Genomic DNA, 26934 nt, shown 5'->3' on the forward strand with positions numbered 1-26934 from the left:
GGGAAACCGTCAGGCGGGCTTGAAGCCCATGGCGACGCCGTTCATGCAATAGCGTAGTCCGGTCGGCTTGGGCCCGTCCTCGAACACATGGCCCAGGTGTCCGCCGCAGTTGCTGCAATGGACTTCCGTACGGGTCATGAAGAAGGATCGGTCCTCGGTGGTTTCCACCGCACCGTCGAGCGGCTGCCAGAAGCTGGGCCAGCCGGTGCCGCTCTCGTACTTCGTGTCCATGGCGAAGAGTTCCTGGCCGCAGCCGGCGCAGACGAAGGTGCCGGGGCGCTTCTCCGCATTGAGCGGGCTGGTTCCGGCGCGCTCGGTGCCGTGCTCGCGGAGGACGTGATACTGTTCCGGCGTCAGCTGCTGGCGCCACTCGGCATCCGCCTTCTGGACCGGAAACTGGGTAGCCGATGCCTGGTTCGTGCCGCCGGTCAGCGACTTGAACAGTCCGCCTGCGCCAAGGATCGCCATGGTGCCTCCAAAAAACTGTCTTCGATTCAAGGGATCGCTCCTGGGCCGATGATCCGGCCCCTGGACCTTGATATGGTGTTCGGTGGTCTCCCGGAAAAGCCGCCCCCGGGTCGGCGGGGATCCGTTCAGGCGCGCCGCTTGATTCGGCGCCAGGCATACAGGCCGGCCAGGACCACGAGGCCGGCCGCGGCGGCCGCGAACAGGATGATCATCAGAAGGCTGCCCAGCAGGGCGCTCAGCGTGTCCCAGAAGCCGAACATGGCGATCAGGACGACGAGAATAAGGAAGATGATCAGGGGCATGGAGGTTCCTGTCGGACGGCGCGGATGGCTGGAGGACCATCCTGAAACCGCCTGGGAACTCCGAATGTTCCGCCACCCGGCCTTCAGGGTGCCCCCAAGCCGGTCAGGCCTTCATGTTCACCTGGCCGCCCGGCGGAGCCGCGGCCCGGGCCTTGCTGCCGGCGGAGGCCGCCGCGTCGGCGCTCTGCCTGGCCTGCTGCTCGATCCTGCCGACGGCGGCCGAGGTCTGCTGGGTCAAGGCCTCGGTCTTCGGCAGAGCCTTCATGGCGTTCTTCGTCTGCTCGACCGCCTGCCGGTAGCCCTGGCTGATCGCCGCGGCCTGGGAGGCGAGCGCCTCGGTCTTGGGCATCGGTTTCGCGGCGTCGTTGCCCTGCTGGACCGCCTGCTTGTAGCCTTGGGAAATCGCCCCGGCCTGGCTGACCAGGGCTTCGGTCTTGGGCATCGGCTTGGTCGCCTGCTTGCCCTCCTCGACCGACTGGCGGTAGGCTTGGCTGATGGCGCTGGCTTGGCTGACCAGCGCCTGGGTCTTGGGCATCGGCTTGGTCGCCTGCTTGCCCTCCTCGATCGATTGACGGTAACCCTGGCTGATCGCCGCGGCCTGGCTGTTGAGCTGGTCGACCTTGGGAACCGGTTTGGTGGAGTTGTTGGTCTGATCGATGAGGGCCTGCGCCTTCTGGACGTTCTGCTTCATCTGCTGGACCAGTTCCGTCACCTTCGGCGCAGAGCGCATCAGGGAGGTATCGACGGCGGAGACGACCATGGCAGAACCTTCGGACCCTGCGTCACCCAGGCAAGCGACGCCAAATCTCTAAAATGCGATCGATTTCAGGATACGTCCGAACGCGTGCGGTGTCCAACCCCAAATAGGCATCTATCCTTTGGCTGAACGGCGGTCGGCGATTGGTCATGACGCCGCCGCCTGCAACTCCTCATACAGGGAGATCGTCCGGTCGACGCACGACGTCCAACTGAAGCCCCTGGCGCGCTCGATCCCGGCGGCGACGCAGGACCGGCGGAGATCCGGGTCCGTCAGGATCCTCTCCAGCCCCGCGGCGATAGCATCCTCGTCATGGGGATCGACCAGCAGCCCGGCCCCGCCCACGACCTCCTGGATACTGCCGGTGGCCGACGCGAGGACGGGCGTCCCGCTCGCCATCGCTTCGAGGGGAGGTAGCCCGAAGCCTTCGTAGAACGAGGGAAACGCGAAGGCGCCGGCGCCGGCATAGAGCACCGGCAGATCCGCTTCTGGAATATAGCCGAGTCGCCGGATGCCCCCCTCCTGGGCCAGCGCGGCGAGCGACTGCTCCACCTGGCTTTCCCGCCAGCCGGTGGCGCCGCACAGGACCAGCGGGAATTCCGCCCGCAGGTCCGGGGGCAGCCGCATGAACGCCCGCAGCAGCCCGTGCAGGTTCTTGCGAGGCTCGATGGTCGCGACCGACAGGATATAGCGACCGTGCCGCAAGCCATGACGATCCATCACCGCCCGGGTCTCGTCGCCGTCGTGCGGACGGAACCGCGCATCGACGCCGACCGGCACGGTGACCACGGTGGCGGGATCGAAGGAGAAGGTATCGATCACCTCGCGCCTGATGGAGTCGCTGAGGGTGATGATCCGGTCGGCCCGGCGCAGCGACTTCTCCAGGTTCCGCTCCAGGTAGCGGACCCGCTCGGGCGGATGGTGCTCCGGGAAATGCAGGTATGACAGGTCGTGGCAGTTGACCAGGCAAGGGCCGTCGAAGGGCTTCAGGATATAGTTCGGCTCGTGGTAGACGGCGCCCTTGAACCTGCGGGCGCTTCGCCGGAAGACCGCGTTCCGGGCGATGCAGCGCATCTCGTAGGCGTAGGGCAGGGAGCGCAGGAACGGCCTGATCCTGCTGTCCCCGGGCTGCTCGGCGGAGGCAGTCATCACCCGCTTCGAGTCTACCCAGCGGAAATGCGAGAAGCAGTGGAGCTCGTCGCCGAAGCCGCGGGCCAGAAGCCCCGCCAGGATCTCGGAGGTGTACCGGCCGATGCCGGTGACGGACGGCACGATCGATTCGACGTTGAGGATGACCTTCATGGTGTCGCGCCGCCGAACCGCCGGGATGGCATCGTGGACCTCGGAAACCGGCATTCGCTCGCCGCTCGCCACGGCGACTTGCATAGGAGGGAGCTCAAAATGCGGGGTGCTCAGGCGGAGGGGTTACGAAACAGAATGGTTGCGTATGTGGTATGAGAGCTCGACGAAAGCACCTTGCCAGGGTCTTCGAGGCAGCGTCAAGTTGATATTCGAAGCGCTCGTCCCTCCCGTATTCGGATGCGGAGGGGAATGCACCGCTCGAGAGTCGTAGAAGGCGCGTTCCGCATATTCGCTTAGCATCGGTAACGTCGTCCGCGGTCCTCGACCGCCTGCCGGTAAACGTCGTAGGTCCGGTCCAGGAAGGACTCCAGGCTGAACAGCAACTCCGCTCGCTCGCGCCCGCGCCGCCCCATGGCGGCGGCCATGTCCTCGTGATCGAGCAGATGGTTGAGGGCTTCGGCCAGCGGTGCCGCCGAACCCGGCGCTACGGTCAGGGCCTCGATGCCGTCGCGGGCGACCCAGGGCACCGCGGTCGGCAGGCTGGTATTGACGATCGGCCGTCCGCACGCCATGGCCTCGGCCTGGGCGATGCCGAAGGTTTCGCTCTTCTCGACCGACGGCAGGGCGAAGACCCGGCACGCGTGGAGCAGGCATTGAAGATCCTGCCGCTCCAGATATCCCACAAGCGTTACACGGTCCTGAAGGCCGGCCCCGGCGATCTGCCGCCGCAGCGCTTCTTCCAGCGGACCGGTCCCGACGATGACGAGGTCGCCCTCCACCCGGCGCATGGCCTCGATCAGGACGTCGAAGCCCTTGTAGGGGACGAGCCGGCCGGTCGCGACGATGAGGCGCGGATGAAGCCCGCGGATCTCCTGGATCCGGTGCCGCTGGGCGTCGTTCGGCATGGCCCAGCGGGCGACGTCTATGCCGTAGGGGACCACCACGCACTTGGCCGATACGGGTTTCAGGAACGGCGACTGCTCGATCATGACGGGCGCCGAAACGATGATCCGGTCGGCCCGCCGAAGCGCACGGCGGATGAAGGGACCGACCACCGGCAGGATGCGCCGCTGGGCCACGATCTCCGAATGCCAATGGACGACCAGCGCCGTCCGCTGCGGGAACCAGAGGCTTACCGCCAGATCGACCAGCGGAAAGGGTGCGTGGTAGTCGACCACATCGACGCGGCGGGCGGTCGCCCAGAGTTCCACCGGATAACCCGGGGAGATCGGCATCGACCAGACGCTCCGCAACGCGGAGGTCCGGTGGACCTCGATACCGTCCACCAGTTCGGATCCGCCGGGTCCTTCCACCCGAGAGACCAACACTTCGGAGCGGCAGCGCCCGGCCAGTCCGGCGGCGAGAAGCCGCATGACCTCCGGGATTCCGCCGTTCACCTCCGGGATGAAGACCTTGAAGGCATGGGCGACCTTGAGGAGGGTCGTTGCGGAGGGCGAAGTGCCGGCCTTGTCGCGGGCATCATCCTGATGGACGCCGGGGGCGGCCAAGCGAAAGTCCACATCGGCCATGGTGATTCACCCCGTCCCGCGCCAGTCCCCTGAAGGGACGATCCTGAAACCGGCCTTCGCGGGTGATCGCAAATGGGACCAGGACGCAGCCGATTGCCGAGCATTTTATTGGATGCCGGAGGGATCGTCAACGAAAGGGGTAATTCCTTCCCGCAAGCCTGATGCGCGGGCAGGGAGGGGGAGCCGGGCCGGGCATCCAGACGCCGCGAACGCTTTGGCAAAACGAAGAAGCTCTGGAAAATCGTTGTTTGCCAGAGCTTCTGAAATAGAGCTGGCTCGGGAAATCTGAACATCGGGATAAGTGGAGTTTCTGCCTGAAAGCGGCCAGTATGCGTGCCGCACAGGAGAGACCATGACGAGACGACCGCGCCGGAACCACACACCGGCTTTCAAGGCGAAGGTGGCTTTGGCCGCCGTCAAGGGCGAGAAGACGCTGGCCGAGTTGGCTCAGCAGTTCGATATTCATCCCAACCAGATCACCCAATGGAAGGCGCAGCTTCTCGACGGAGCAGCAGGGGTATTTGGATCGGACAGTCGCGGCGACAGTTCGGGGCCGGCGGTGCATCTGAGGGTGCTGCATGCAAAGATCGGAGAGCTGACGCTGGAGAACGATTTTTTGGCCGGCGCGCTCAGCAAAGCGGGTTTGCCGAGCGCAAAGCGATGATCGACCGCTCGCATGATCTGCCGATCACCAGACAGGCCAGGATGCTCAACGTCAGCCGGGGCAGCGTCTATTACCTGCCACGTCCAGCTTCGGCCGCCGACCTCGCGCTGATGCGCCGGATGGACGAACTGCATCTCGATTATCCGTTCGCGGGCAGCCGCATGCTGCGTGATCTGCCTGGGCAAAATACGCCGATGCCTTGCGAAGGATCTCATTCGCTCAGGTGCTGCTCGCGGTTCTCGCGCTCCAGCGCCTTGATCCGCTCCTGCTCGTCCGTCCTCGGGCCAGGCCGTTTCCCCTGGTCGCGCTCGGCCTGCCGGACCCAGCCCCGCAGCGTCTCCGCCGTGCAGCCGATCTTCGCCGCGATCGAGCTGATCGCCGCCCACTGCGACGCGTGCTCCCCTTCGTGATCGAACACCATCCGAACCGCGCGTTCGCGGACTTCAGGGGCGTACTTGGGTGATGCCTGTTTCGTCATGATGACCCCAGTCTCTCAAGAAATAGGGCCTCCGGTAAACCCGGCGCGGTTCACAGGAACGTAATGCGGGATTTCGGAGCCAAGGACCACTTGAACTGGCGTCATCTTGAACTGATCCGGGAACGGTGGAAGGGACGCTTAGTAGTCAAGGGGATCATGGCCAAGGAGGATGCCTGCATCGTCCAGGACATTGGCGTCGATGGCATCGTCGTCTCGAACCACGGCGGACGACAACTCGACGGAACGGTCTCACCCCTCCGCGTTTTACCAACCATTGCAGACGCCATGGGAGGTTCGATCCCCGTTATGATGGATGGTGGCATCCGGCGAGGCTCCGACGTGCTGAAGGCCATTGCACTCGGCGCCACTTTCGTCTTCGTCGGCCGGCCATTCGTTTATGTGGCAGCAATCGGAGGTGAGGCTGGCGTCAGCCATGCCATTGACATTCTCTTATCCGAGATCAGCCGCAATATGGGCCTTCTCGGGATCAATGCGCTGGGTGACTTGAAAGCCAATCGATTGATGAGGCTTAATGATGGGCGCTCCGGCTGATGAATGGCTTCGTCTTTGTGTTCGGGGGATGCCACGCGGCACCTAACCAATGAGGGTTGAATAAAATAATCCGGCATTATGGTGCTGTCGCCAAAAGCAGCCATATTGGATGAGGGCGAGTTCCTGACGTGATAGAACATATCAGGAATATTCAATCGGGGTGATCGCCATGGCCGCCCACTTTCTGCTGTCGCCGCTGTACTTGTATAGTCGTGCCGAACTCGCACATCTGCTCCACATATCCGTGCGCAGCCTTGGCCGTCGGCTCGGTCGTGACATCGCCAAGATCCGCACTCCCAGCGGACGAGTCCTGATCACCCGCGAAGCCGCCTATAGCGCGCTGGAGGCACAGCGCCGCGGCGAACTCTGACGCTCTCGGCATGACGCGCCAAGACCTGTCCGATCAAGGAGTTAGCGGTGTCCGGGCAAAACGGGTCGATTTGTCCCCGGAAGATCATGAATTTCCATCTGCCGGCCAGATCCTTGCCTCAGCACCGGTTACATTGCCCATCAAGCGTAGCGCATGCTCCGAGGAGGTTGCGGTCAGCGCCGTCGACAGCGCGTCCGCAGCCGTCGCATTGTCCGCTGTCACGGTCGCGGAAAGTACTTGATCGGCGCATCGTCCGGTACACGGATCGAAAATATGACCAAAGCGGCCCGCGAAATCGAACCGGGTGCCCCTCACGGACGAAGTCGCAATGGCCTGATCCGTCAATTCCATCGTGTCGGCGATACGGTTGTCCGCTTCGCCGTCGGGCAAGCCCACGACCCAGCGCCGACCATCGGGATGTCGACCCAGAGCCTTCACTTCGCCCATGTCCACCAGGACGTTGGTCATGCCTTCGGCCCGCAGCCGGTCGGCGACCCGGTCGGTGATGTAGCCCTGAGCGATCCCGTTCAAGGTGACTTCCATACCCGTCCTGGTGAACCAGATCCCGCTTTCCTGAACGTTCAGTGCACGGTAATCGACCAGAGACCTGGCCGCTGCGACCACGAAGGCCGGCGGACCGCCCGGATCAGCGCCGGGCCGGCCGAAATGCTCGGCATAGAGCCGCCACAGGGGCTGGACGGTCACGTCGAACATGCCGTCTGTCAGCCTGCTGAAGCGGAGCGCGTCATTCAGCAGCCGTACCAGGTCCAGCGGCGGATCGGCCAGTTCACCGGCCCGATTGAGACGGACCAGGGCGGAATCGGGGCGGTAGAGGCTGAAGACACGCTCAAGCCGCGCCACCTCGTCCAGGCACAGGCGGATCAGGCGTTCGGCCTCGTCCGGATCGGGATGGCTGAGTTGCAGACAAGCGTCCGCGCCCAGCGCGGTGCCGCGCCAGACGCGCAGCGGGGCTCCTTCTGCAGGCGCGATCGAGGGGGGCAGCAGCGTCAGTCCGGCCGACGCCGCGGTGATGGCGAGAAAACGCCGCCGGGTCGGGCGCCGCGTCATGGCATGCTCCGCGAATGGGTGCCGTGCCCACCGTCGTACCTACCGTCGTGCTCGCCGCCTTCGCCGGGATCGTCGGTTTCCTCCGGCGACGCCAGGATGGTGTCGTCCGATACTTCGGAGAAGCGCTTCACGCTCCCGCCGTGGGCGGCCGCGAAGTTTCGCGCCGCCGTTTCCTCGGCGAAGGGCAGGGGCTCGGCGGCGCCCATGCCGCCGCGGAACCCGCTGCCCACCACGAACCAGGCGTTTCGGGCCTCGGTCCAGAGATCCAGGTCCGGCCGGGACGGGTCGGCGGCCTTTGTCAGGTCGGTGACGTAGATCGCCCGGTATTCGTGGGATTCCTCCGGCAGCATGGTGTACGCGAAAGTGTCGCGGACGGAGGAAAGCCAGATCGGTGTCGACTTTCCCTCGAGGATGATCTGCCCCTTGGGGCCGGGATGGTCGAGCATGTTCATGCCGCAGTAGTGGCCGATCGCATCCGCCGTGATCGCCTGCGGCGGGGGTGGAGCGGCCGTGGTCTCGTCGTCCTTGCAGCCGGCCAGCGGCAGCAGGAGGGCGGCGCCCAGCAGGGCGGCGGTCAGCAGGTTGCGCATCAGATCTGCTTTCTGGAGAAGACGAGCGCCGCCAGCGCCAGAGGGGCGACGATCCAGGCGGCGAGCACCCCGAGAAGGGCCGTGGCGCCGAACTGGAGATGGCCCGCGAGCCCGGCGGTCCCGGCGAACCGGCTCACGTTGTCGAAGCCGGCCAGGTTGAACAGGCGGAAGGTGTCGGCCGGGTTGGCCAGCAGCAGCCAGTTGACCATGTCGGCCTTGATGGTCCTGCCCTGGTCCGCGACCAGCAGGCCGAGCAGGCCCATGTCGTAGATCAGCACGAAGCCGAGCCAGATGCCCACCGCGATGCCGGCCGCCGTGGCCCGGTCGCGCACCAGCGTGCTGGCGAGATATCCGAGCGACGTGAACGCGGCTCCCAGCATGACGCTGCTGCCGATCATGGCGGCGAACGCCAGCCAGCTCTCGGGCTCGATCTCCGCTCCGCCGGCGGCCAGCGCCACTCCGGCCGCACCGTAGCCCAGCGTGGTGGCGAAGGCGATGACCGCCGCATGGCCGATGAACTTTCCCAGTATCACCTGCCAGCGGGCGACCGGATAGGCCAGCAGCAGCGCCATGGTGCCCCGGTCGATCTCGCCGACGATCGCGTCGAACGACAGGAGCAGGGCGATCAGCGGCAACAGGAAGATCGTCAGGCTGGCAAGGCTGACGATCGTGACCTCCAGCGGTCCGGCCCCCACCGTGCCGGCCGGCGCGCTGCCCAGGAAGCTGAGCGTCAGGGCCAGTGCCGCCATCAGCAGCGTCATCGCCACGACCCAGCGGTTCCTCAGCGCCTCGCGCACCTCCTTCGCCGCGATGGTCGCGATGGTGTTCATTGGGCGGCCTCCTGCCTCAGGAAGTGGGCGTACATCTCGTCCAGGCTGGGCTGGACGATCTCGATGTCGTCCGGCGGCGTCCCCAGCCGGACGACGCGGCGGACCATGTCCAGCTTGTCGTCGTTGGCGCAGGTCAGCTCGACCATGTCGCCGGCCAGACGCCGTGCCGCGCCGCCGAAGACGGCGGCCAGTTCGCCCTCGAACGCCGTGGGAGCGGCGTCCGGCACGGTCAGCCGGATGCGGACCGGCAGCTGGGCCAGGGTGCGCAGGGTGGCGAGCGAGCCCTCCGCGACCTTGCGGCCCCTGTTCATCACGATCACGCGGTCGGCCTGCCCCTCCAGTTCGGTCAGCGCGTGGCTGCACAGCAGGACGGTGGTGCCGGCGTCGCGCAGGTCGCCGATGATCCGGTAGAAGCCCTGGCGAAGCGCCGGGTCCAGGCCGGTCGTCGGCTCGTCCAGGAACAGCAGTTTCGGGTCGCCCAGCAGCGCCTGGGCGAGCCCCAGCCGCTGGCGCATCCCCTTGGAATAGGTCCCGACCCGGCGGCCGCGGGCGGCGGGCTCCAGGCCGACTCGGTCCAGCAGCGCGTCGTTGCCGCCGGCCGGCACCTGCTTCAGCCGGGCGTAGAAGTCCAGGCATTCCCAGCCGGTCATGGCGGGGTGGAACGCCACGTTCTCCGGCAGGTAGCCGATCCGGCGGCGGATCCGGGGGGCGGCGTGTCCGGCGGGATCTTCGCCCAGCACCCGTACGGCGCCTTCCGTCGGGGTGGTCAGGCCGAGCAGCAGCTTGATCAGCGAGCTCTTTCCGGCGCCGTTGTGGCCGACCAGGGCCACGCACTCGCCGGCACCCAGGGTGGCGCTGACTTCCCGGACGGCGTACTGGCCGCCATACCGCTTGGAGACGCCGCGGACTTCGATGGTCGGTTGGGCCTGGTTCACGATTGCGGCCTCCCTTCGGGGCTGGGGGACGGTTCCGGCGGCTTCATCAGCGGGGCGCTGTCCATCACGCCGCCGGGGCGCAGCGCCGGAAACTGCGACTGCGCCCAGCGGATCACCTGGATGCCGGGGCTGTTGATCAGCAGCTTGGCCGCCGGAAAGGACCACATGACCTGGTCCACGATGTCGTTGGGGCGGTAGGCCTCGTCGGAGATGCCGTCGCCGTCGAGGTCGAAGGCGGGGTTGTCGCTCCAGTAGTTGCCGCGTCCCTTGTCCGTCCAGTCGAGCGAGCGGGTGCCGACATACTTGACCTGCGTGCGGTTGTTGACGAAGGCGTTGCCGGTGATCGTGTTGCGCTCCGACCCCGCGGTGAAGTGGACGCCGATCTCGCAGTCCTCGAACCGGTTGCCGCGCAGCACGTTCTTGCTCGTGTTGTAGATGAAGACGCATTTCCAGGTGCCGGTCCGGTCCCTCTCGGCCAGCCCGCCGACCTCGCGCGGGATGTCGGCATCCGGATCATCATCGTCGGTGGCCGCCGTGGGCGGCGTGGCGAACCGGCCGGCGATGACGTTGCCCTCGATGCGGGACCGGGTCGTGTAGTTGAGCAGAAGCCCGTGGTCGCGGTCGCCGCGCGACTGGTTGTCCCGGACCACGAGGTTCTGCGAGAACATGATGGCGTAGCCGACGTCGTTGCCGACGGAGACGTTGCCGCTGACCTCGCTGTCGTTGGTGTACATGTAGTGGACCGCGAAGCGGACGTTCTCGAACCGGTTGTCGCGGAACTCGTTCCGTTTGCTGGTGGTGACGAAGATGCCGTCGCGGCCCGCCGACACGGTGTTGCCGACCACCTTCGTCCCCGGCGCGTTCCAGAGCTGGATGCCGTTGCCGCGCTCGCTGCGCCGCAGGTCGGTCCGCCCCCGGACGCGGTTGCCGCGCACCAGCACGTCCGGCGCTCCCCAGACATAGATGCCGATCAGGTTGTCGATCAGTTCGTTGTCCTCGACCACCGCGCCGGCCGCTCCCTTGCCCAGGAAGATCCCGGAATCCTGGTCGAACAGGCTGAGTCCGGAGTTGCGGACGGTCAGCCGGCGCAGCGTGACGCCGGGGGACTCGACGGTGATCGAACTCCGCCGGCCGCCGCCGTCGATCACCGCTCCCGGCAGCCCTTCGAGCGTGACCGGCACGGCGACGGTGACCGGCCCCGGGTGGATACCCGGGGCCAGCACCAGCGTGTCGCCGGAGTCCGCCGCGTTGAGGGCGTCGGTCAGCCCGCCCGGCGGCACCGTCACCGTCGCCGCCCCGGCGGGCGTCACGGCCAGGAACGCCGCCGCGAGGATCAGTATTCCGGTCCGTGACATGATCCAGTCCTCAGACCGCGCGCGGCTCGACCAGCATGCGGCCGCCCATCTCCATGTGGAGCGCGTGGCAGAACCACTGGCAATAGTACCAGTGCACGCCGGGCCGGTCGGCCGTGAAGGTCACCGAAGCCGTCGCCTGCGGAGCTATCTCCATGGCGATGCCGTAGCCGGTCAGCGAGAAGCCGTGGGTCAGGTCGTCCACGTCGTCCATGTTGGTGACGTAGACGGTGACCTCGTCGCCCTGCTTGACGGTGAACTCCTCCAACCCGAAGGCCGGGGCCAGCGCCGTCATGTAGACCCGGACCTTGTTGCCGTCGCGGATCACCTTGCTGTCGTATTCGGGATCGACGCCGTCCGCCTTCGCCTGCCTGACGGCATCGGCGAACATCGGGTCGTCGCGCCGGTAGGCGTTGACCGGGTTGACCTTGGAGCGATGCACGATCAGCGTGTCATGGGGTTCGGCGAAGGTCGGGCCGTCATGGACGATCTTCATCTCGTCGCCCGAAATGTCGATCAGCTGGTCGTTCTCCGGCTTCAGCGGACCCACGTTCAGGAAGCGGTCCTTGGAGAACTTGTTCAGCACCATCAGCCACTTGCCGTCGGCTTCCTTGGTCTGCCCCATGGAGGAGTGCAGGTGGCCGGGCTGGTAATGGACGTCCAGCTTCTGGACGATGGGATCGACCTTCTCCCCCTTGAAGGCCCGGATCGCCTTGGCGATGTTCCATTTGACCACCTGGCTGTCCAGGAACAGGGTGGTGTAGGCGTTGCCGCGTCCGTCATAGGCGGTGTGGAGAGGCCCGAGGCCCAGCTGCGGCTCCGCCACCACCACGTCGCGCGGCTTGATCCTGTCGTCGAACAGATCGTCGAGCCGGCGCACGTCCAGCACGGTCACGGTTGGCGACAGCTTGCCGTTGACCGTCACGTGGATGCCGTCGGGAGCGGTGTTGACGCCGTGCGGGCTGTTGGGGATCGGGATGTAGCGGGTATAGGGATTGCCGTGCCGCCCGTCGACGATCGGAACGCCGTTGATCACCTCGACCCTGCCGTCCTTCACCGCCTGTTCGATCCGCTTGATGTTGAAGACGACCAGCCAGTCCTGCTCCTTGGCGGTCATCTCGGCGGTGGTGACGCCCTCCTCCGAGTTGTAGCAGGTCGAGAAGACGTATTTGCCCTGGTAATCGGCGTCCGTGTTGTCCAGGTTGCCGTCCACCCAGACCTGCCACGCCACCTTCATCGTGTCGCCGTCGATCGCGGTGAAGTGCGAGCGGTACTTGGTCGGCTCGTCCAGGATCTTGCCGGTGTTGGGCGTGGGCACGCGCTGCTCGCCGTTGGCGAACACATAGCCGGTGCGCGGATATTTCTGAAGCCGCAGGCCGTGGATCGCCGAGGTGTTCGGGATCTCGATGATCTTGTCCGGCTTCATGATGTCGGCGCGGATGCGGGCGACGCGGGTGTTGGCCTTGTCGTTGCAGAAGATGTAGCGCCCGTCGTAGGTGCCGTCGGTGAACGACATGTGCGGGTGGTGCAGGTCGCCGTTCTGGTAGACGCCGCCGCGCGTCTTCAGGAACTCGCGGGTCTCGTCGGTGAGCCCCTCGGTCAGGATCTTCCGGCTCTCGTTGGTCTGCCCCCAGCCGGTGGCGCTGCACCGGGTGAAGACCGGGATGCGCATCAGCTCGCGCATGGAGGGCGCGCCCATGATGCGCACCTCGCCGGAATGCCCGCCGCTGTGGAAGACATAATACTCGTCGAGGTCGCCGGGCTTCACCTCGGCGCTCTGCTTCGTCCCGCCGGATGCCGCAAGGGCGGTCCCGGAACCGAAGGCGGAGCCGCCGGCCGTCGTCACCGCGGCGCCGCCGAGGGCGCCGGTCAGGCCCGCCAGCGCGGCGACCTTGGCGGTGCCGCCCAGCAGGTGGCGGCGGTCGATGCCCGTCGGTTTCTCGTTCTCATCACGCATCGTTCAACTCCATCAGGCTAGCGAAGATCCGGCGGCGCGCTTTTCGCGCTTCAGACGCCGTTGGATCATGACCGGGCATTTCTGGTCATGGTGGTAGAGCACCTGGCAGTGCATGCACTGGATGCATTCGTTGGGATTGATGTGGCCTTCCGGGTGGATCGCCTGGACCGGGCACTCGTTGGCGCAGCGCTGGCACGGGCTGCCGCATTCCTTGTAGCGGCGCAGCCAGTCGAACATCCGCATCCGGCCGGGAATGGCGAGTGCCGCGCCCAGCGGGCACAGGTATCGGCAGAAGAAGCGCTCGATGAACAGCCCGGCCGCCAGCAGCGCCGCGGCGAACAGGACGAACCACCAGTCCCGGACGAAGTGCAGGATGATCGCCGTCTTGAACGGCTCGACCTCGGCACCGCGTTCCGCCGCCGACAGCGAGTACATCGACAGGCCGAACAGGGCGAGGAAGATGATGTACTTGATCGGCCACAGCCGCTGATGCAGGCCGAACGGCACTTTCACCTTGGGCAGGTGGAGCACCTGGCCGACCTTGTACAGAAGCTCCTGGAGAGCCCCGAAGGGGCAAAGCCAGCCGCAGAAGGCGCCGCGCCCCCAGAACAGGATCGAGGCCGCGACGGAGCACCACAGGATGAAGACCAGCGGGTCCATCAGGAAATAGTCCCACCGGAACTCCGTTCGGAGCGCGTCGGCGAAGGTGAAGACGTTGACGACCGACAGCTGCGCCTTGGCGTACCAGCCCAACCACACCAGGGTGAACAGGAGGAAGGTGATGCGGACCCGCTGGTAGAGGGCCGGGCGGCGGACGAGGCTGTCCTGGAAGAAGAAGAGGCCGGTGAGGATGCCCATGGCGCTCAGCGCGACGGCTATATCGAGCAGCCGGCCCTGCCAGATCCTTTGCCACAGCGGCGTTTCCGGGGGCGGCTCATCCTCCCGGGCGGGAGCGGCGGCTGCGGCTGCGGCCGGAGCGGGCGCCGCAGCGACCGCTTCGCCCAGGTATTTGTCGGGGGGCTGGTAGCCGAGGTCGAACGACACGAAGGCCTTCTCCAGCGCGCCGGTTGCCCGCTGCACCAGCAGCGACAGCCGCCATGGCTCGGCCGGGTCGAACTCCGTCCCTTCGGGGATCATGAACAGGCCGACTTCGGGAAAGTCGGGAGCTCCGGCGGCCGCGACGCCGCCCAGCCTCAAGTGGGTGCGGTCGCGAAACCTGACACCGGTGTCGCCCTGGACGAGCTCGATCCGGTCGAAGATGCCGCCCCGCACGTAGCCCGAGCCCTTGAACGAGTAGCGGCCCTGTCCGGCGACCAGGAGCGCGTGCTGCCCCGGCTTGAGCTTCCGGGCCAGCGACTGGTATTCGGCCTCTCCCAGCAGGCTGCGCCCGATGGCCGGGATGGATACCAGGGTCGCGTAAAGGTCGATGAAGGTCTCGTCCGGAGCGCCCGGCTCGGGCCGTGCGACGGCTTCCGGCTTGCCGCTCCGTTCGAAGGCGGCGTTGACGTCTCCGACCGTCAGGGCCAGACGCCGGACCGAACCGTCACCCACCAGCGTCGGCCAGTCCTCGACCTCGCCCCGGCCAGGCTCCAGCGCGCGCCGGGGTTTCGCGGCGACGGCACCGGTGCCGGCGAAACCCAGGGCCTGCGCCACTTTCCGGCCCGACCGGACGATGCTGTCGCCGATTACCATGACCGTGACGGTGGCCCCGGAAACGATGTCCACCGGCGGGCTCGACGACGTCTGGTCCGCGAGTTCGACCACGCTCCGGCCGATGTAGCCGGATATGAACCGGTCTATGCGTTCGGCCGGGATGCCGATCAGGACGATCGGCTCATGGTGATCCACCAGCTTGGCCCCGGCGACTCGGGCATCGGTTCCAAGCCCGACCAGCACATGGATCGGCCGCCCGGAATATCCGGTCGTATTGACGAAGTCGGAGTTGAGATAGGCGTAGCCCAGCAGCTTGTCGCCCTGGAGGACCGGGGCGACGGGAACCCCGTCCTGGATCGTCCCGAACCTGTCGGCTCCGGCGAACAGCTCGGCCGGCTCGGCCCTGGAGAGGTACTGGCCCAGCAACGGCACCGCGGCTTGAGCGACCGTCGAGATGGAGCTGATGATCGAAACCACCAGCATCGCGACGATTCCGTTCCTCAGCCCAAGTATTCGCCGCGATGAGAACGCCATGATCCGTGCCAGAGAAATTGACATTTATCAAGAGACCGTGCCGATAGTGTCAACGGCACGAATCTCTTGTCGGTTCATAAGAGGCTTTGTTGGTCGCGGCGGACTTGATTGAGGTCAAATAGATGTCGGTTTTTTCAGTTTATGGTCCGGTACCTTGAACCGATCATGAAATGGAGCGGGGCCGTGAACTTGCTGTGCCAGGAACCGGTCGCCCCGGTCACCTCACCGGCCGACCTGCTCGGCATCGCCCTCGCGCTGGAGCGGGAGGCCGTGCTGCGCTACCGTGAACTGGCAGGCATGATGGATGGACGCGGCGCCGTGGAGACCGCGGCAACCTTCCGGGCGCTGATGGAGGAGGAGCGGCGTCATGTGGAGGCGGTGGCGTCCGTCTCTGCCGAGCGGATCGGCCATGTGCCCGACAGCGCGCCTTTCGTCTGGCGGCTGCCGCCGGAGATCGCCGCCTCCTGGGAGGAACTGGCCGGACGCAGCGATCTTACGCCGTATCGCGCCTTGTCGCTGGCCGTGCTGAACGAGGAACGCGCGTTCGCCTTCTACAGCTATATCGTTTCCGCGGCGACCGACCAGGCGGTGAGGGAACAGGCCCGGGCCCTGGCGATGGAGGAGCTGGACCACGCCGCGAAACTGCGGCGTCAGCGCCGAAAGGCCTGGAGGGCGTCCCGCCGGGAAAGCGGGGATGCGGCGGTGCGGGTCGAGGATCTCGCCGGTCTGGCGTCCCTGGCCTCCGCGCTGGCGGGTGAGACGGTCGGTATCCTGCGGGCCGCCGCATCGGCGCTCGATCGTGCCGGAAAGACGGACGACGCCGGCGCGCTTGCCGGAATCGCCGACGATCTGACCCCTCTGATCACCGGCCCCGGACCGGCCCCGGCGTCGGTCGATCCGGTCCTCGGCGAAGGGCGGAACCTGCGTTCGGCGCTGGCGGCGCTGGAGAGAATGGCCGAAATCTTCTCCGACATCGCCGAAGGCACCCGGGACGAAGCCGTCTGGCTGGAGGCGCAACGCATCTTCGGCATCGTCGTCGGACATGCGGTCCGGCTCGCCGAAAGATCACGATGACACGGCGATCGCGAGGAGCAGGCCGAAGACGGCCATCAGGTATCCGTAGAGCAAGGTGCGCCAGCCGGAGCTCGCGCGGTTCAGATTCGAACCTGGGCTGGCGGAGACAGAGACCGGCATTGCGGTGCCCCGGCGGATCGGCGTTGTCTGTATCCGATGAATTGGTTCCAGATGACCAAAGGGCGACGCCGTGACTCTGGAAGCTTTCCGCCGTGCGCAGAGCGGAAAGGCTGGATCATGGGGTCGAGGGCGCCGGGATTTTCGAGCTGGTGGGTACCCGGTGGGCCCCCAAACGACCAAAGCCGCCCGAAGGCGGCTTGGAAGTCGAAGCTAAGTGCTTGCACTTGAATGGGGGAAGTGGCGCGCCCGAAGAGATTCGAACTCCTAGCCTTCTGATCCGTAGTCAGATGCTCTATCCAGTTGAGCTACGGGCGCTTGCCATTTCCCGACCGCCTCTTGCGGGGCGTTGGACCGTGCGGTCCGTCGTGCGGCCTGTAATTAGCCAATGAGGCCGTGCCGCGCAACCCCCTTCTGAAAGATTTTTGAAGGCCCGGTCAGAAGGCGGCCACGGCCCCGTCGGAGCGGCAGTCGGAGGCTCCCTCGATGGTGCCGTCGGGGTGGAGCACCAGGGCGCCGGCATGTCCCATCATGTCGCTGAACGGCTCCACCACTTCGACGTCGTGGCCGGCGGCCCGCAGCGCCTCGACCACCTCGGGGTCGAAGCGGGATTCCAGCTTCAGGTTGGTGCTGTCTGCCCCCCAGGTGCGGCCCAGCAGCCAGCGCGGCGCCGTCACCGCCCGCTGCAGTTCCTGTCCGAACAGGCCATAGCGGCTGAAGACCGCCGCCTGGGTCTGCGGCTGGCCTTCCCCGCCCATGGTGCCGTAGGGCATCACCCGGCCATCGTCGAAGCGGGCCAGCGCCGGATTTAGCGTGTGGAAGGGGCGCATGCCGGGGACCAGCGCGTTGACGGCGTTCGGGTCGAGCGAGAAGCTGGAGCCGCGGTTCTGCCACAGGATGCCGGTGTCGCCGGCGACCACGCCGGAGCCGAACTCCCAATAGGTGCTCTGGATGAAGCTGACCGCCCGGCCGGCGCCGTCGATCGCCCCCATCCAGATCGTGTCGGCGGGGGGGCCCGAGCGCGGCCAGGGCATCGCCCGCGCCGGGTCGATCCGGCCGGCCCGGTCCGCCAAGGCGGCGTCGGCCAGGAAGTCCGCCGGGTCGGCCGTCATGCGCGCCGGGTCGGTGACGTGACGGTCGCGCACCAGGAAGGCCTGCTTGGTCGCCTCCACCAGGCCGTGGACATGGTCGAAACCCTCGGCCTCCGTGACGCCCAACCGGTCGAACAGGGCCAGGATCATCAGCGAGGCGAGCCCCTGGGTCGGCGGCGTCATGTTGTAGAGCGTGGCGTTGCGCAGGCGGACGCCGAGCGGCCGGACGGTGCGCGCCCGGTGCGCCTCCAGGTCGGCGAGCGCCACCGGGCTGCCGGCTCGCTCCAGGCCGGCGGCGATGGCGCGGGCGAGGTCGCCGCGGTAGAAATCCTCCACGCCCGCCGCCGCGATCCGTTCCAGCGACGCCGCCAGATCCGGCTGCCGGAAACGCGCGCCCGGCGCCGGGACGGAGCCGCCGGGCAGGAAGACCGGGGCGAAGCCGGGCACCTCCTCCAACTCGGTCCGCTTGCCCGCCGTCAGGCGGACCTGGCCGCCGGTCGCCGGCACGCCGTCGCGGGCGTAATGGACGGCGTCCTCCAGCAGGCGGGAGAGCGGCAGGCGGGTTCCGGACCAGTCCCGGCCCGCGGCCAGCGCCGCGCCCCAGCCGGACACCGTGCCGGCCACCGTGTTGGCGGCCAGGGGGCCGCGGGTCGGAATCGCGGCGTGGCCGTGCCCGCGGTAGAGGTCCGGGGCCGCGGCGGCCGCCGCGGCGCCGCAGGCGTCGATGCCGACGGGAGGCTTGCCCGGTTCCGCGATCAGCCAGAAGCCGTCGCCGCCGATGCCGTTCATGTGGGGGTAGACCACCGCGACGGCGGCGGCGGCGGCGACCATCGCCTCCACGGCGGTGCCGCCGTCGCGCAGCACCGACAGGCCGGCCTGGGCCGCGAGGTGATGCGGGGCGACGACCATGCCGCGGCGGGCGGATGCGGTGTTCAGCATGTCTGTGGTTTCCGTCTGAGGGCCGTTGGAACGCGTCGGTGTCAGGTTAACGCGTCCGGCGCCGATGCGCTCCGCAAACCTGGCGTGCCCGGCCGGGCGGAGCGCCGGATTGCCGCGGACCGGCCCGTAAGTTATAAGCGGCCGATCATACCGGGTGGACAGTCGTGCTGGAGAGTGGCCGTGGCCGATAAGGACAACATCAAGCATTTCCCCGTCTCGTGGGAAGAACTGCACCGTCATGCCAAGGCGCTGGCCTGGCGCATGGCCGAGAAGGGCCCCTGGGAGGGCATCGTCGCGGTGACCCGCGGCGGTCTGGTCCCGGCCGCGATCATCGCCCGTGAACTGGACATCCGGCTGATCGATACCGTCTGCATTTCCAGCTACGACCACCAGAACCAGCGCGAGGCCCGCGTCCTGAAAGGCTTCGAGGGGGACGGCGAGGGCTGGCTGATCATCGACGACCTGGTCGATACCGGCAAGACCGCCACCGTCCTGCGCAAGATGATCCCCAAGGCGCACTTCGCGACGATCTACGCCAAGCCGGCCGGCCGGCCGCTGGTCGACACCTTCATCACCGAGGTGAGCCAGGATACCTGGATCTACTTCCCCTGGGACGTCGAACTCCAGTTCACCCAGCCGATCGCCCTCCAGCGCGGCGGCCGCTAAGCCGCCGCATCTGCCGCCGCACCGGAGTGGAGCGGGTCACGCGCTCTTGACGCGGGTGATGAAGTCGCCGACCTCCCGGTGCAGCGCCTCGGCCTGACGGGACAGGCCGGCCGCCGCGTCCAGCACCTGGGTGGCTGTCCGGCCGGTCTCCCCGGCGGCGCCGTGGACGCCGTTGATGTTGGTGCTGACCTCGTCGGTGCCGCGCGACGCCTCCTGGATGTTGCGGGCGATCTCGCGGGTGGCGATTCCCTGCTGCTCGACCGCGGCGGCGATCACGGTGACGATCTCGTCGATCCGGGTGATGGTGCCGCCGATGGTCTGGATCGCGCCGACCGCGCCGGACGTGGCGCTCTGCATGCCCGAGATCTGGAGGGATATCTCCTCGGTCGCCTTGGCGGTCTGGTTGGCCAGGTTCTTGACCTCCGACGCGACGATGGCGAAGCCCTTGCCGGCCTCCCCGGCTCTGGCCGCCTCGATCGTGGCGTTCAGCGCCAGCAGGTTGGTCTGGCTGGCGATGTCGCTGATCAGGTTGACCACCTCGCCGATCTTGTCGGCGGCGGCGACCAGCCCGGCGACGCTGCCGTTGGTCCGTTCCACTTCGGCCACCGCGATCCCGGCGACCCGCGAGGACTCGCTGACCTGCCGGCCGATCTCCCCGATGGAGCTGCTCAGCTGCTCCGCCGCCGCGGCGACGGTCTGGACGTTGACGCGCGCCTGGTCAGAGGCGGAGGCCGCGGCGGAGGACTGGCGCGCCGTCTCCTCGGCGATCTCCGACATCGATTCCGAAGTGGAGCGCATTTCGGCGGCCTGCGACGTGACCGCCTTGACCACCTGGTCGATGTTGACGCCGAACTCGCTGGTCAGCCGCTCCAAGGTGCGGCTGCGCCGCTCCCGGGCCTCCTCGTCGGCGCGGCGATCCTGCTCCAGGGCCGCCGCGTGCCTCAGGTTGTCCCGGAAGACGCCGACGGTCCGCGCCATCTCGCCGATTTCGTCGCCGCGGTCGGTGCCCCTGACATCCACGCCGGCGTCGCCGCCCGCCAGTCGCTTCATGGTGGCGGTGACCTCGCCGAGCGGCCCCGTCACCGTCCTGCGCACCACCAGGATGGCGAGCCCCGCCGCGGAGCCGACGCCGAGCACGGACAGCAGCGCCAGGGTCAGCAGCATGCGGTCGTAGAAGGCGTCCAGCTCGGCGGAACCGGCGCCGACCAAGTCGGCGTCCAGCGCGGAGATCGCCTGCAATTCCTTGTTGAAAGCCTGCCGGTTCGCCCGGTTGGCATCGTTGTCGCCCCATTCCCGGGCGGGAGCGGCGCCGCCCTGGCGGCCCAACTCGACCAGCCTGGCGCGGAACCGGACGAACTCGGCGGCGTTCTCCTCCACCTTGCGGAACTGGTCGAGATGGTCGGTCGGAACCAGGGGCCGCCATTCCCGCATCAGGTCCTCGATGGCCTTCAGGCTGGCCAGCAGCGGCTTGCCGAATTTCTCGACGCGCTCCGGGTTCTCCGCCATGTAGACGCCGCGCGAATCCATCACGACCGCGTTGACCAGGCCGTTGACCCGCTCGGCCAGCAGGGCGCGGGTCGAGGCCGCGGTGATGGCGTCCACCTGGGAATCGTATGTCCTCAGCGTCACGACGCCGACGGTGCCGATCAGGGCGGCGATCAGCCCCAGGAAACCCACCAGGAAGTAGATCTTGGTGGAAATCTTCAGTGATTGCAGCCGTTTCATCGGGCTTTCCTCCGGGTTTGTTCCCGCCGCGCCGGGACGGGTTCTTGAAGGGGTCGTCGCGGGATTTCCCATAGAAATCCGCAGGCATCAAGTCACCGGAAGATTCCACCGCATTCCATTAACAAATATAAAATACTTGTAAAAGAATTCAGCCTATGTTTTCTGTCCGTGTGTTTCGTAAGTCATGTGAGATTCGTCATAGGTCCCCGCGCGCGGGGGTCCAGCAAGTCGCGCAGGCCGTCGCCCAGCAGGTTGAGGCCGAGCACGGCCAGGGCTATGGCGGCGCCGGGAAAGACCGCGAGCGTCGGGCGCAGCGCCATGAAGGTCTGCGCCTCGTTCAGCATCTTGCCCCAGCTCGGGGCCGGCGGCTGGATGCCCAGGCCGAGATAGCTGAGCCCGGCTTCCGCCAGGATCGCCACGGCGAAGGAGATGGTGGCCTGGACCGCCAGGGCGCCGGCGATGTTGGGCAGGACGTGGACCAGGGTGATCGACAGCGGCCCGCGCCCCAGGGCGGCGGCGGCCCGGACGAACGGGCGGCCCATCACCTGGAGGGCGGCGCCCCGGGTCACCCGGGCGAACACCGCGACATTGAAGATGCCGATCGCCAGGATGGCGTTGACCGCGCCCGGCCCCAGCAGGGCGGTGGCCAGGATCGCCGACAGGATCGCGGGGAACGCGAAGGTCAGGTCGGTCAGGCGGCCCACCGCCTCGTCGGTCCAGCCGTCCAGGACGGCGGCGGCCAGCCCCAGCGGCACGCCGACGGCCATGCCCAGCCCGACCGCGACGGCGCCGACCGCGATCGAGTTGCGCGCCCCGACCATGATCATGGACAGGACGTCGCGGCCGAAATGGTCGGTGCCGAGCCAGTGCGCGCCGCTCGGCGGCTGGAGCCTGGCCGCGATGCGCATCGCCTCCGGCGGATAGGGGGTCCAGGCCAGCGAGACCAGGGCCAGCGCCGCCATCAGCAGGGTCAGCGCGCCGCCGACCAGCAGGCCGGTATGGTTGAAGCGCCTCCTGGCCCTGGGGGTCATGGGACGGCCTTGGGCCGCGGGTCGATCACGGCATAGAGGATGTCGACGATCAGGTTGACCGCGACCACCAGCGCCGCCATCACCATCACCACGTCCTTGACGACGATCAGGTCGCGCTGGCTGATCGCCTGGAACAGCAGACGGCCCAGCCCCGGCAGGAAGAAGACGTTCTCGACCACGATGGCGCCGCCCAGCAGGAAGGCGAACTGGAGCCCGACGATCGTCGTGATCGGAATCAGGGCGTTGCGCAGGACGTGCCGCCGCATCACCGCGCCGGGACCCAGGCCCTTGGCGCGGGCGGTGCGGACATAGTCCTCCCCCAGGGTGTCGAGGATCGACGCCCGGGTGATCCGCGCCAGGATCGCGGCCTCGGTCAGGCCCAGGGTGACGGCGGGAAGCGCCAGGGACTTGAGCGCCGGGCCGATGCCGGCCGACCAGCCGGGAAAGCCGCCGGCGTCGAACCAGCCCAGCCCGACCGACAGCCACAGCACCAGCAGGATGCCGAACCAGAAATTGGGGATCGCCACGCCGAGCTGGCTGAACGCCATGACGCCGTAATCCGCCGGCCGGCCGCGCCGGGACGCCGCCGCCATGCCGAGCGGCAGGGCCAACGCCGTGGACAGCAGGACCGCCAGGGCCGCCAGCGGAACGGTGACCGCCAGCCGGTCGCGCACCAGGTCCCCGACCGGCACCCCGTAGGTATGGCTGACGCCCATGTCGCCGCCCAGCAGCCCCCCGACCCAGGCGAGATAGCGGACCGTGACCGGCCGGTCCAACCCCATCTGGGCGCGCAGCGCCGCCAGCGTATCGGGCCTCGCATCGACGCCCAGCATCAGCAGGGCCGGGTCGCCGGGCAGCACCTCCAGCACGGTGAAGACCACCAGGGAAGCGAGAAACAGCGTCAGTCCCAGGCCGACCAGGCGCCGGGCGAGGAACCCGATCATGTCACTTCCACGAGACGTCGGTCACGTCGTTGGCCGGAACCGGGCTGTTCTCCCACAGGCCGGTCAGCCCGGCCTTGTGGACCCCCGCCTTGGGCAGCTGGAACAGGAAGACGTTGACGCTGTCCTCGGCCAGGATGCGCTGGGCGTCGCCATACAGGGCGGCGCGGCGTTCCGGCTCGACGGTGCGGCTCAGCTCCTCCATGACGGCGGCGAAGCGGTCGCTGCGATAGCCGAAGTAATAGTCGGGCCGGTCGTAGATGTCGATGTCCAGCGGCTCGACATGGGAGACGATGGTCATGTCGAAGTCCCGGCCGCGGAACACCTGTTCCAGCCAGGGCGCCCATTCCATCGGCTCGATCCGCAGGCGGATGCCGGCCTCGGCGAGCCGGGCCGCGATGATCTCCCCGCCGCGCCGGGCATAGACCGGCGGCGGCAGCCTGATCACCGCGTCGAAGCCGTCGGGATATCCGGCTTCCGCCAGCAGCGCGCGCGCCTTGGCGGGGTCGTGGGGATACAGGCCGGTCAGGTCCACGTAGCCGGCGCGGTGCGGGGCGAAGTGGCTGCCGATCGGCGTGCCGTAGCCGAACATGGCGCCGTCGATCACCTCCTGCCGGTTGACCGCGTGGGCCACGGCGCGGCGCACCCGGACATCGTCGAACGGCTTGCGGGCGTTGTTGAGCGCCAGCACCGTCTCCCCCTCGGTGGTGCCGACGGTGACGGTGAAGCTCTTGTCGGCCTCCAGGACCGGCAGGGATTCGGTGGCGCCGATGTTGGGGAAGGCGTCCACGTCGCCGGAGCGGACGGCGTTCAGCTGGGCCGCCGGATCGCTGATGAAGCGAAACACCACCTCGCCGAGCTTCGGCACCGCCGGGTCGCGGAAGTCGGGGTTGCGCGCCAGCACGACGCGGTCGCCGGAAACCCAGCGGTCGAACCGGAACGGGCCGGTGCCGACCGGCTTCTGCCGGTTCGTCGCGGCGGATTCGGGCGCCACGATGGCGGCGTCGTTGGAGCCCATGTTGAACAGGAACTGCCCGTCCGGGCGGGTCAGGGTGACGGCGACGGTCAGCGGGCCGGGCGTCTCGACCGATCCGATCGCCGCGAAATAGCCTTTCTGGGCATTGACCGAGTCGGCCCCGCGCGCCCGGTCCAGCGCGAACTTGACGTCGGCGGAGTCGAATCCGGTGCCGTCATGGTATTTGACCCCCGACCGCAGCTTGAAGGTGTAGGTCAGGCCGTCGGGCGACACCTCCCAGCTTTCCGCCAGTCCGGGGACCACCTCGCCCCGCGCGTCGATCCGGGTCAGGCTCTCGAACAGGTTGGAATATGTCACCTCGTCGATCGCCGCGGCGGCGCCGGCCGTCGGGTCCAGGTGCGGCGGCTCAAGCTGCATGCCGATGACCAGGCGGTCGCGGTTCTGCGCCGAGGCTCCCGCCGGCATCAGGGCGCCCGCCGCCAGCAACGCCGCGGCGATCAGCAAGGGTGGGGATCTCATCGGCAGGTCTCCGCTGGCCTTGTTGCACGGGGGATGGTTCCCCGGGGAATGGTTGCGCGGGGAAGGGTCGCGCGGCGCATGATGGAGGGGGAGGGCGCCCGGATCAAGGCCAGGGGCAAGCCCGGAGGCGCCTCGGCCATGGTGCGGCCCCTTGGCGGCATGTTAAACAGCGGGCTGAAAGCTGCAGGGAGATTGGATCCATGTCGGTGAAGCGCCGCACCTACGTCGTCGGGGTCAGCCTCGGCCTCACGTCCGAGGAAATCCGGGTCGAGGAGGAGATGTCCGTCGTTCATCTGGGCGATCCCCCCTTCACGATGGCGGTGGCGCCGCCCGGCGACCCGCGCGAGTCCATGCTCGCCCTGAGCGACGGCAGCTTCCTGACCGACCTGGTCTGGCTGACGCCCAAGCGGGCCAAGGGCCGCGTGCTGTTCAGCCTGATGGAGGCCGCCGCCGAGGCGGTGGAGTACCAGCTCGACATGACCGACGAGATGCTGGGCGAACTGGCCGCCGAGGTCGAGCGGATGGAAGGCGAGCTGGACGAGGACGACGAGGCCGATCCGGTGGAGGCCTTCATCGAGCGGGTCAACAACGGCGAGATCAGCGAGCTGGACGTGATGGACTTCGCCAATTTCGAGGACTTCCGCCGGGTCCTGGGCGACGAAATGACCGAGGACGATTTCCAGTACCACCGCGCCACCATGGACGAACTGGTCGAGGAGGCCCGCATCCGGGGGCTGCCGGTGATCCGGACGACCGCCGACCCGCAGGAGTTCCGCGACTGGATGGCCGGGCAGGAGGGGATGGAGCCGGGGCCGCTCGCCATGCTCGCCTTCGCCGAGCATCTTCGGGCGCGCCAGAAGGGCGACGGCGACGAGGGCGGCGGGGCGGGCGGCGGGGCTGGCGAGGGCGCCGGGGAGCAGGCATGACGGGGAATCCGGCGTGCCGCTTCCAATCGTTTCCGCCGGTGATGCCGCCGTTCCGATCATAGCTTGTTAACCATGGCCGGGCTAAACCGGGCGCATCCCGTTCTCCCGGCGGAGTTTCGATCCACGTGGCACTGTCGTCCTGGACCAGCGCGGCCTCGGTCTATCTCGACCGCCGCGTCATCGCGATCATGTTCCTGGGGTTCTCCAGCGGGCTGCCGCTGGCGCTGACCGGCGCCACTCTGAGCGTCTGGCTGGTCGAAGGGGGGATCGCCAAGACCGCGATCGGCCTGTTCGCGCTGGTCGGGCTGCCCTACACGCTCAAGTTCGCCTGGGCTCCGCTGATCGACCGCCTGAGGCTGCCGGTGCTGACCCGGCTGCTCGGGCGGCGGCGCGGCTGGGCGGTGCTGACGCAGGCCGGCCTGATGCTGTCGCTGCTCGGCCTGGGATCGACCGATCCGGTAGGCGAACTGTGGTGGATGGCACTGTTCGCGGTCTGCGTGTCGTTCTGCTCGGCCAGCCAGGACATCGTGCTTGACGCCTGGCGGGTCGAGATCCTGGACGAGAACCAGTACGGCGCGGGCGCCGCGGCGGTGGTCCTGGGCTATCGCATCGGCATGCTGACGTCCGGGGCGGGGGCGCTCTATCTTGCGAGCGTCCTGCCCTGGTCGCTGGTCTACGCCGTCATGGCGGCGCTGGTCGGCGTCGGCCTCGTCACCATGCTGCTGAACCGCGAGCCGGACATCCGGGTCTCGCCCGAATCCGAGCAGCGGGAGCGATCGGTCGCCGACTTCCTGGAGCGGCGGCCGGGGCTGACGGGCTGGCGGGCGGAGCTGCTGGCCTGGCTGTTCGGCGCCGTCGTGGCGCCGTTCGCCGATTTCATGACGCGCCGGGCCTGGGCCGCCATCCTGCTGTTCATCGCGATCTACAAGCTGGGCGACGTCTATGCCGGCGCCATGGCGACGCCGTTCTACCTGGAACTGGGCTTCAGCAAGATTGAGATCGCCAACGTCACCAAGGCGTTCGGCCTGGGCGCCTCGATCGCCGGTGGGCTGCTGGGCGGCGTCGTGGTCAGCCGGTTCGGCGTGATGCGCAGCCTGCTGGTGTGCGGGCTGCTCCAGATGGTGTCGAACCTGATGTTCGTCCTGCTGGCCCGCAGCGGCCATGACATCGGCATGCTGACCGTGGTGATCGCGGTCGAGAACGTGACCGGCGGCATGGGGACCGCCGCCTTCGTGGCATACCTGTCGAGCCTGTGCAACGTCGCCTACACGGCCACCCAGTACGCGCTGCTGTCGTCCTTCTCCGCCCTGGGCCGCGACCTGCTGGCGGCGTCGAGCGGCTGGCTGGCCGACCGGATGGACTGGGTGACCTACTACGTCCTCTCGACCTCGGCGGCGCTGCCGGGGCTGCTGCTGCTGCTCTGGCTGATCCACGTCGCGCGGGCGTCCGGTGCGCCGAGGGCTGGGGCTGGGGCTGGGGCTGGGGCGGGGGCGGATGTCAGCATTCGTCATGGTACGGGCGCCGCTTCCGAGGGCTCCGGTTCCGTCTGACGGCGGGCGCGCCGGCCCGGCGGGGTTCCGGGATCACG

The 26934-nt window shown here is 67.9% G+C and carries 24 protein-coding genes, 1 tRNA gene and 2 pseudogenes; 8 read left to right on the top strand and 19 right to left on the bottom strand.

Translation table 11 applies throughout. The features are described from left to right. Positions 1 to 9: 9 nt before the first annotated feature. The 5 genes from msrB to JL100_RS01390 all read right to left on the bottom strand — a co-directional run bounded on the left by msrB (position 10) and on the right by JL100_RS01390 (position 4358). Entirely contained in the window at positions 10 to 468 is a 459-nt protein-coding gene (gene msrB, locus JL100_RS01370) for a peptide-methionine (R)-S-oxide reductase MsrB (protein ID WP_202683956.1), read from the bottom strand. A gap of 125 nt (positions 469 to 593) precedes the next feature. After that, entirely contained in the window at positions 594 to 770 is a 177-nt protein-coding gene (locus tag JL100_RS01375; RefSeq protein ID WP_192499204.1) for a hypothetical protein, read from the bottom strand. A 103-nt stretch (positions 771 to 873) separates the two neighbouring features. After that, positions 874 to 1530, bottom strand: a complete 657-nt coding sequence (locus JL100_RS01380) for a hypothetical protein (protein ID WP_202683955.1) — start codon at positions 1528 to 1530, stop codon at positions 874 to 876. A gap of 144 nt (positions 1531 to 1674) precedes the next feature. Continuing rightward, a complete protein-coding gene (locus JL100_RS01385) occupies positions 1675 to 2913 on the bottom strand; it encodes a glycosyltransferase family 4 protein (RefSeq protein ID WP_202683954.1) in 1239 nt (412 codons plus the stop codon). 209 nt (positions 2914 to 3122) lie between these two features. After that, a complete protein-coding gene (locus JL100_RS01390) occupies positions 3123 to 4358 on the bottom strand; it encodes a glycosyltransferase (protein WP_202683953.1) in 1236 nt (411 codons plus the stop codon). Positions 4359 to 4710: 352 nt separating this feature from the next. Between JL100_RS01390 and JL100_RS01395 the strand changes: the two are divergent. Beyond that, positions 4711 to 5198, top strand: a pseudogene (locus tag JL100_RS01395) (transposase); the annotation flags it as partial. A gap of 7 nt (positions 5199 to 5205) precedes the next feature. On the opposite strand, the pseudogene JL100_RS01400 reads toward JL100_RS01395, so the two are convergent. Continuing rightward, a pseudogene (locus JL100_RS01400) lies at positions 5206 to 5500 on the bottom strand (transposase); the annotation flags it as partial. Between the two features lie 90 nt (positions 5501 to 5590). On the opposite strand from JL100_RS01400, the gene JL100_RS01405 reads away from it, so the two are divergent. Then, a complete protein-coding gene (locus JL100_RS01405) occupies positions 5591 to 6052 on the top strand; it encodes an alpha-hydroxy acid oxidase (RefSeq protein WP_407696937.1) in 462 nt (153 codons plus the stop codon). Between the two features lie 160 nt (positions 6053 to 6212). Beyond that, complete coding sequence (locus JL100_RS01410) at positions 6213 to 6422, top strand: hypothetical protein (RefSeq protein ID WP_202683951.1); 210 nt, start codon at positions 6213 to 6215, stop codon at positions 6420 to 6422. Positions 6423 to 6506: 84 nt separating this feature from the next. Here the strand turns inward: JL100_RS01410 and JL100_RS01415 are convergent, their stop codons facing one another. The 7 genes from JL100_RS01415 to JL100_RS01445 are packed head-to-tail and all read right to left on the bottom strand — an operon-like array spanning position 6507 to position 15290. Then, positions 6507 to 7490 (bottom strand): FAD:protein FMN transferase, encoded by a 984-nt coding sequence (locus tag JL100_RS01415; RefSeq protein WP_202683950.1) that lies wholly within the window; start codon positions 7488 to 7490, stop codon positions 6507 to 6509. Continuing rightward, entirely contained in the window at positions 7487 to 8080 is a 594-nt protein-coding gene (locus tag JL100_RS01420; protein ID WP_202683949.1) for a nitrous oxide reductase accessory protein NosL, read from the bottom strand. Before JL100_RS01420 ends, JL100_RS01415 begins: the two co-directional genes overlap by 4 nt. Then, entirely contained in the window at positions 8080 to 8910 is an 831-nt protein-coding gene (locus JL100_RS01425) for an ABC transporter permease subunit (protein ID WP_202683948.1), read from the bottom strand. The genes JL100_RS01420 and JL100_RS01425 overlap by 1 nt, the downstream gene beginning before the upstream one ends. After that, a complete protein-coding gene (locus tag JL100_RS01430) occupies positions 8907 to 9845 on the bottom strand; it encodes an ABC transporter ATP-binding protein (protein ID WP_202683947.1) in 939 nt (312 codons plus the stop codon). The genes JL100_RS01425 and JL100_RS01430 overlap by 4 nt, the downstream gene beginning before the upstream one ends. Next, positions 9842 to 11200: a nitrous oxide reductase family maturation protein NosD gene (locus JL100_RS01435; RefSeq protein WP_202683946.1), complete on the bottom strand. Its 1359-nt coding sequence runs from the start codon at positions 11198 to 11200 to the stop codon at positions 9842 to 9844. Before JL100_RS01435 ends, JL100_RS01430 begins: the two co-directional genes overlap by 4 nt. A gap of 10 nt (positions 11201 to 11210) precedes the next feature. Next, positions 11211 to 13154: a TAT-dependent nitrous-oxide reductase gene (gene nosZ / locus JL100_RS01440; RefSeq protein ID WP_202683945.1), complete on the bottom strand. Its 1944-nt coding sequence runs from the start codon at positions 13152 to 13154 to the stop codon at positions 11211 to 11213. A gap of 12 nt (positions 13155 to 13166) precedes the next feature. Beyond that, a complete protein-coding gene (locus JL100_RS01445) occupies positions 13167 to 15290 on the bottom strand; it encodes a NosR/NirI family protein (protein WP_228421019.1) in 2124 nt (707 codons plus the stop codon). Between JL100_RS01445 and JL100_RS01450 the strand changes: the two genes are divergently transcribed. Further along, the gene (locus JL100_RS01450) at positions 15271 to 15453 is read left to right on the top strand and encodes a hypothetical protein (protein WP_202683978.1); all 183 of its coding nucleotides are present in this window, start codon (positions 15271 to 15273) and stop codon (positions 15451 to 15453) included. The genes JL100_RS01445 and JL100_RS01450 overlap by 20 nt on opposite strands. Positions 15454 to 15524: 71 nt before the next feature. Further along, positions 15525 to 16415 carry a ferritin-like domain-containing protein gene (locus tag JL100_RS01455; protein WP_228421020.1) on the top strand — a complete coding sequence of 297 codons (891 nt, stop codon included), beginning with the start codon at positions 15525 to 15527 and terminating at the stop codon, positions 16413 to 16415. Positions 16416 to 16773: 358 nt separating this feature from the next. Here the strand turns inward: JL100_RS01455 and JL100_RS01460 are convergent. Together JL100_RS01460 and JL100_RS01465 are read right to left on the bottom strand one after the other, a co-directional pair. Further along, positions 16774 to 16850 (bottom strand) — tRNA-Arg (locus JL100_RS01460). Between the two features lie 119 nt (positions 16851 to 16969). Continuing rightward, on the bottom strand, positions 16970 to 18562 hold the full coding sequence (locus tag JL100_RS01465; RefSeq protein ID WP_202683942.1) for a gamma-glutamyltransferase family protein: 1593 nt from the start codon (positions 18560 to 18562) through the stop codon (positions 16970 to 16972). Between the two features lie 198 nt (positions 18563 to 18760). Here JL100_RS01465 and gpt point away from each other — a divergent pair, with 198 nt between their 5' ends. After that, entirely contained in the window at positions 18761 to 19228 is a 468-nt protein-coding gene (gene gpt, locus JL100_RS01470) for a xanthine phosphoribosyltransferase (RefSeq protein WP_407697002.1), read from the top strand. 36 nt (positions 19229 to 19264) lie between these two features. Here the strand turns inward: gpt and JL100_RS01475 are convergent, their stop codons facing one another. The 4 genes from JL100_RS01475 to JL100_RS01490 form a co-directional block, all read right to left on the bottom strand. Continuing rightward, on the bottom strand, positions 19265 to 20953 hold the full coding sequence (locus JL100_RS01475) for a methyl-accepting chemotaxis protein (protein ID WP_202683940.1): 1689 nt from the start codon (positions 20951 to 20953) through the stop codon (positions 19265 to 19267). Positions 20954 to 21135: 182 nt separating this feature from the next. Then, complete coding sequence (locus tag JL100_RS01480) at positions 21136 to 21984, bottom strand: ABC transporter permease (RefSeq protein WP_202683939.1); 849 nt, start codon at positions 21982 to 21984, stop codon at positions 21136 to 21138. Next, complete coding sequence (locus JL100_RS01485) at positions 21981 to 22928, bottom strand: ABC transporter permease (protein WP_202683938.1); 948 nt, start codon at positions 22926 to 22928, stop codon at positions 21981 to 21983. The genes JL100_RS01480 and JL100_RS01485 overlap by 4 nt, the downstream gene beginning before the upstream one ends. Position 22929: 1 nt before the next feature. Next, positions 22930 to 24420 carry an ABC transporter substrate-binding protein gene (locus JL100_RS01490; protein ID WP_202683937.1) on the bottom strand — a complete coding sequence of 497 codons (1491 nt, stop codon included), beginning with the start codon at positions 24418 to 24420 and terminating at the stop codon, positions 22930 to 22932. A gap of 200 nt (positions 24421 to 24620) precedes the next feature. Here JL100_RS01490 and JL100_RS01495 point away from each other — a divergent pair, with 200 nt between their 5' ends. Both JL100_RS01495 and JL100_RS01500 read left to right on the top strand, forming a co-directional pair. After that, positions 24621 to 25346, top strand: coding sequence for a hypothetical protein (locus tag JL100_RS01495; protein WP_202683936.1), 726 nt, complete (start codon positions 24621 to 24623; stop codon positions 25344 to 25346). A gap of 125 nt (positions 25347 to 25471) precedes the next feature. Continuing rightward, positions 25472 to 26896 (top strand): AmpG family muropeptide MFS transporter, encoded by a 1425-nt coding sequence (locus JL100_RS01500; protein WP_228421021.1) that lies wholly within the window; start codon positions 25472 to 25474, stop codon positions 26894 to 26896. Positions 26897 to 26934 lie beyond the last annotated feature (38 nt).

The organism is Skermanella mucosa, assembly GCF_016765655.2.
GTDB lineage: Bacteria > Pseudomonadota > Alphaproteobacteria > Azospirillales > Azospirillaceae > Skermanella > Skermanella mucosa.

Excerpts from the sequence above, each read along its gene's own strand:
- JL100_RS01495 (WP_202683936.1), top strand. The coding sequence starts at position 24,621 with ATGTCGGTGAAGCGCCGCACCTACGTCGTCGGGGTCAGCCTCGGCCTC.
- JL100_RS01445 (WP_228421019.1), bottom strand. The coding sequence starts at position 15,290 with ATGCTGGTGGTTTCGATCATCAGCTCCATCTCGACGGTCGCTCAAGCC.
- JL100_RS01490 (WP_202683937.1), bottom strand. The coding sequence starts at position 24,420 with ATGAGATCCCCACCCTTGCTGATCGCCGCGGCGTTGCTGGCGGCGGGC.
- nosZ (WP_202683945.1), bottom strand. The coding sequence starts at position 13,154 with ATGCGTGATGAGAACGAGAAACCGACGGGCATCGACCGCCGCCACCTG.
- JL100_RS01380 (WP_202683955.1), bottom strand. The coding sequence starts at position 1,530 with ATGGTCGTCTCCGCCGTCGATACCTCCCTGATGCGCTCTGCGCCGAAG.
- JL100_RS01435 (WP_202683946.1), bottom strand. The coding sequence starts at position 11,200 with ATGTCACGGACCGGAATACTGATCCTCGCGGCGGCGTTCCTGGCCGTG.
- JL100_RS01415 (WP_202683950.1), bottom strand. The coding sequence starts at position 7,490 with ATGACGCGGCGCCCGACCCGGCGGCGTTTTCTCGCCATCACCGCGGCG.
- JL100_RS01425 (WP_202683948.1), bottom strand. The coding sequence starts at position 8,910 with ATGAACACCATCGCGACCATCGCGGCGAAGGAGGTGCGCGAGGCGCTG.
- JL100_RS01485 (WP_202683938.1), bottom strand. The coding sequence starts at position 22,928 with ATGATCGGGTTCCTCGCCCGGCGCCTGGTCGGCCTGGGACTGACGCTG.
- JL100_RS01385 (WP_202683954.1), bottom strand. The coding sequence starts at position 2,913 with ATGCAAGTCGCCGTGGCGAGCGGCGAGCGAATGCCGGTTTCCGAGGTC.
- JL100_RS01450 (WP_202683978.1), top strand. The coding sequence starts at position 15,271 with ATGATCGAAACCACCAGCATCGCGACGATTCCGTTCCTCAGCCCAAGT.
- JL100_RS01480 (WP_202683939.1), bottom strand. The coding sequence starts at position 21,984 with ATGACCCCCAGGGCCAGGAGGCGCTTCAACCATACCGGCCTGCTGGTC.
- JL100_RS01420 (WP_202683949.1), bottom strand. The coding sequence starts at position 8,080 with ATGCGCAACCTGCTGACCGCCGCCCTGCTGGGCGCCGCCCTCCTGCTG.
- JL100_RS01375 (WP_192499204.1), bottom strand. The coding sequence starts at position 770 with ATGCCCCTGATCATCTTCCTTATTCTCGTCGTCCTGATCGCCATGTTC.
- msrB (WP_202683956.1), bottom strand. The coding sequence starts at position 468 with ATGGCGATCCTTGGCGCAGGCGGACTGTTCAAGTCGCTGACCGGCGGC.
- JL100_RS01475 (WP_202683940.1), bottom strand. The coding sequence starts at position 20,953 with ATGAAACGGCTGCAATCACTGAAGATTTCCACCAAGATCTACTTCCTG.
- JL100_RS01390 (WP_202683953.1), bottom strand. The coding sequence starts at position 4,358 with ATGGCCGATGTGGACTTTCGCTTGGCCGCCCCCGGCGTCCATCAGGAT.
- JL100_RS01465 (WP_202683942.1), bottom strand. The coding sequence starts at position 18,562 with ATGCTGAACACCGCATCCGCCCGCCGCGGCATGGTCGTCGCCCCGCAT.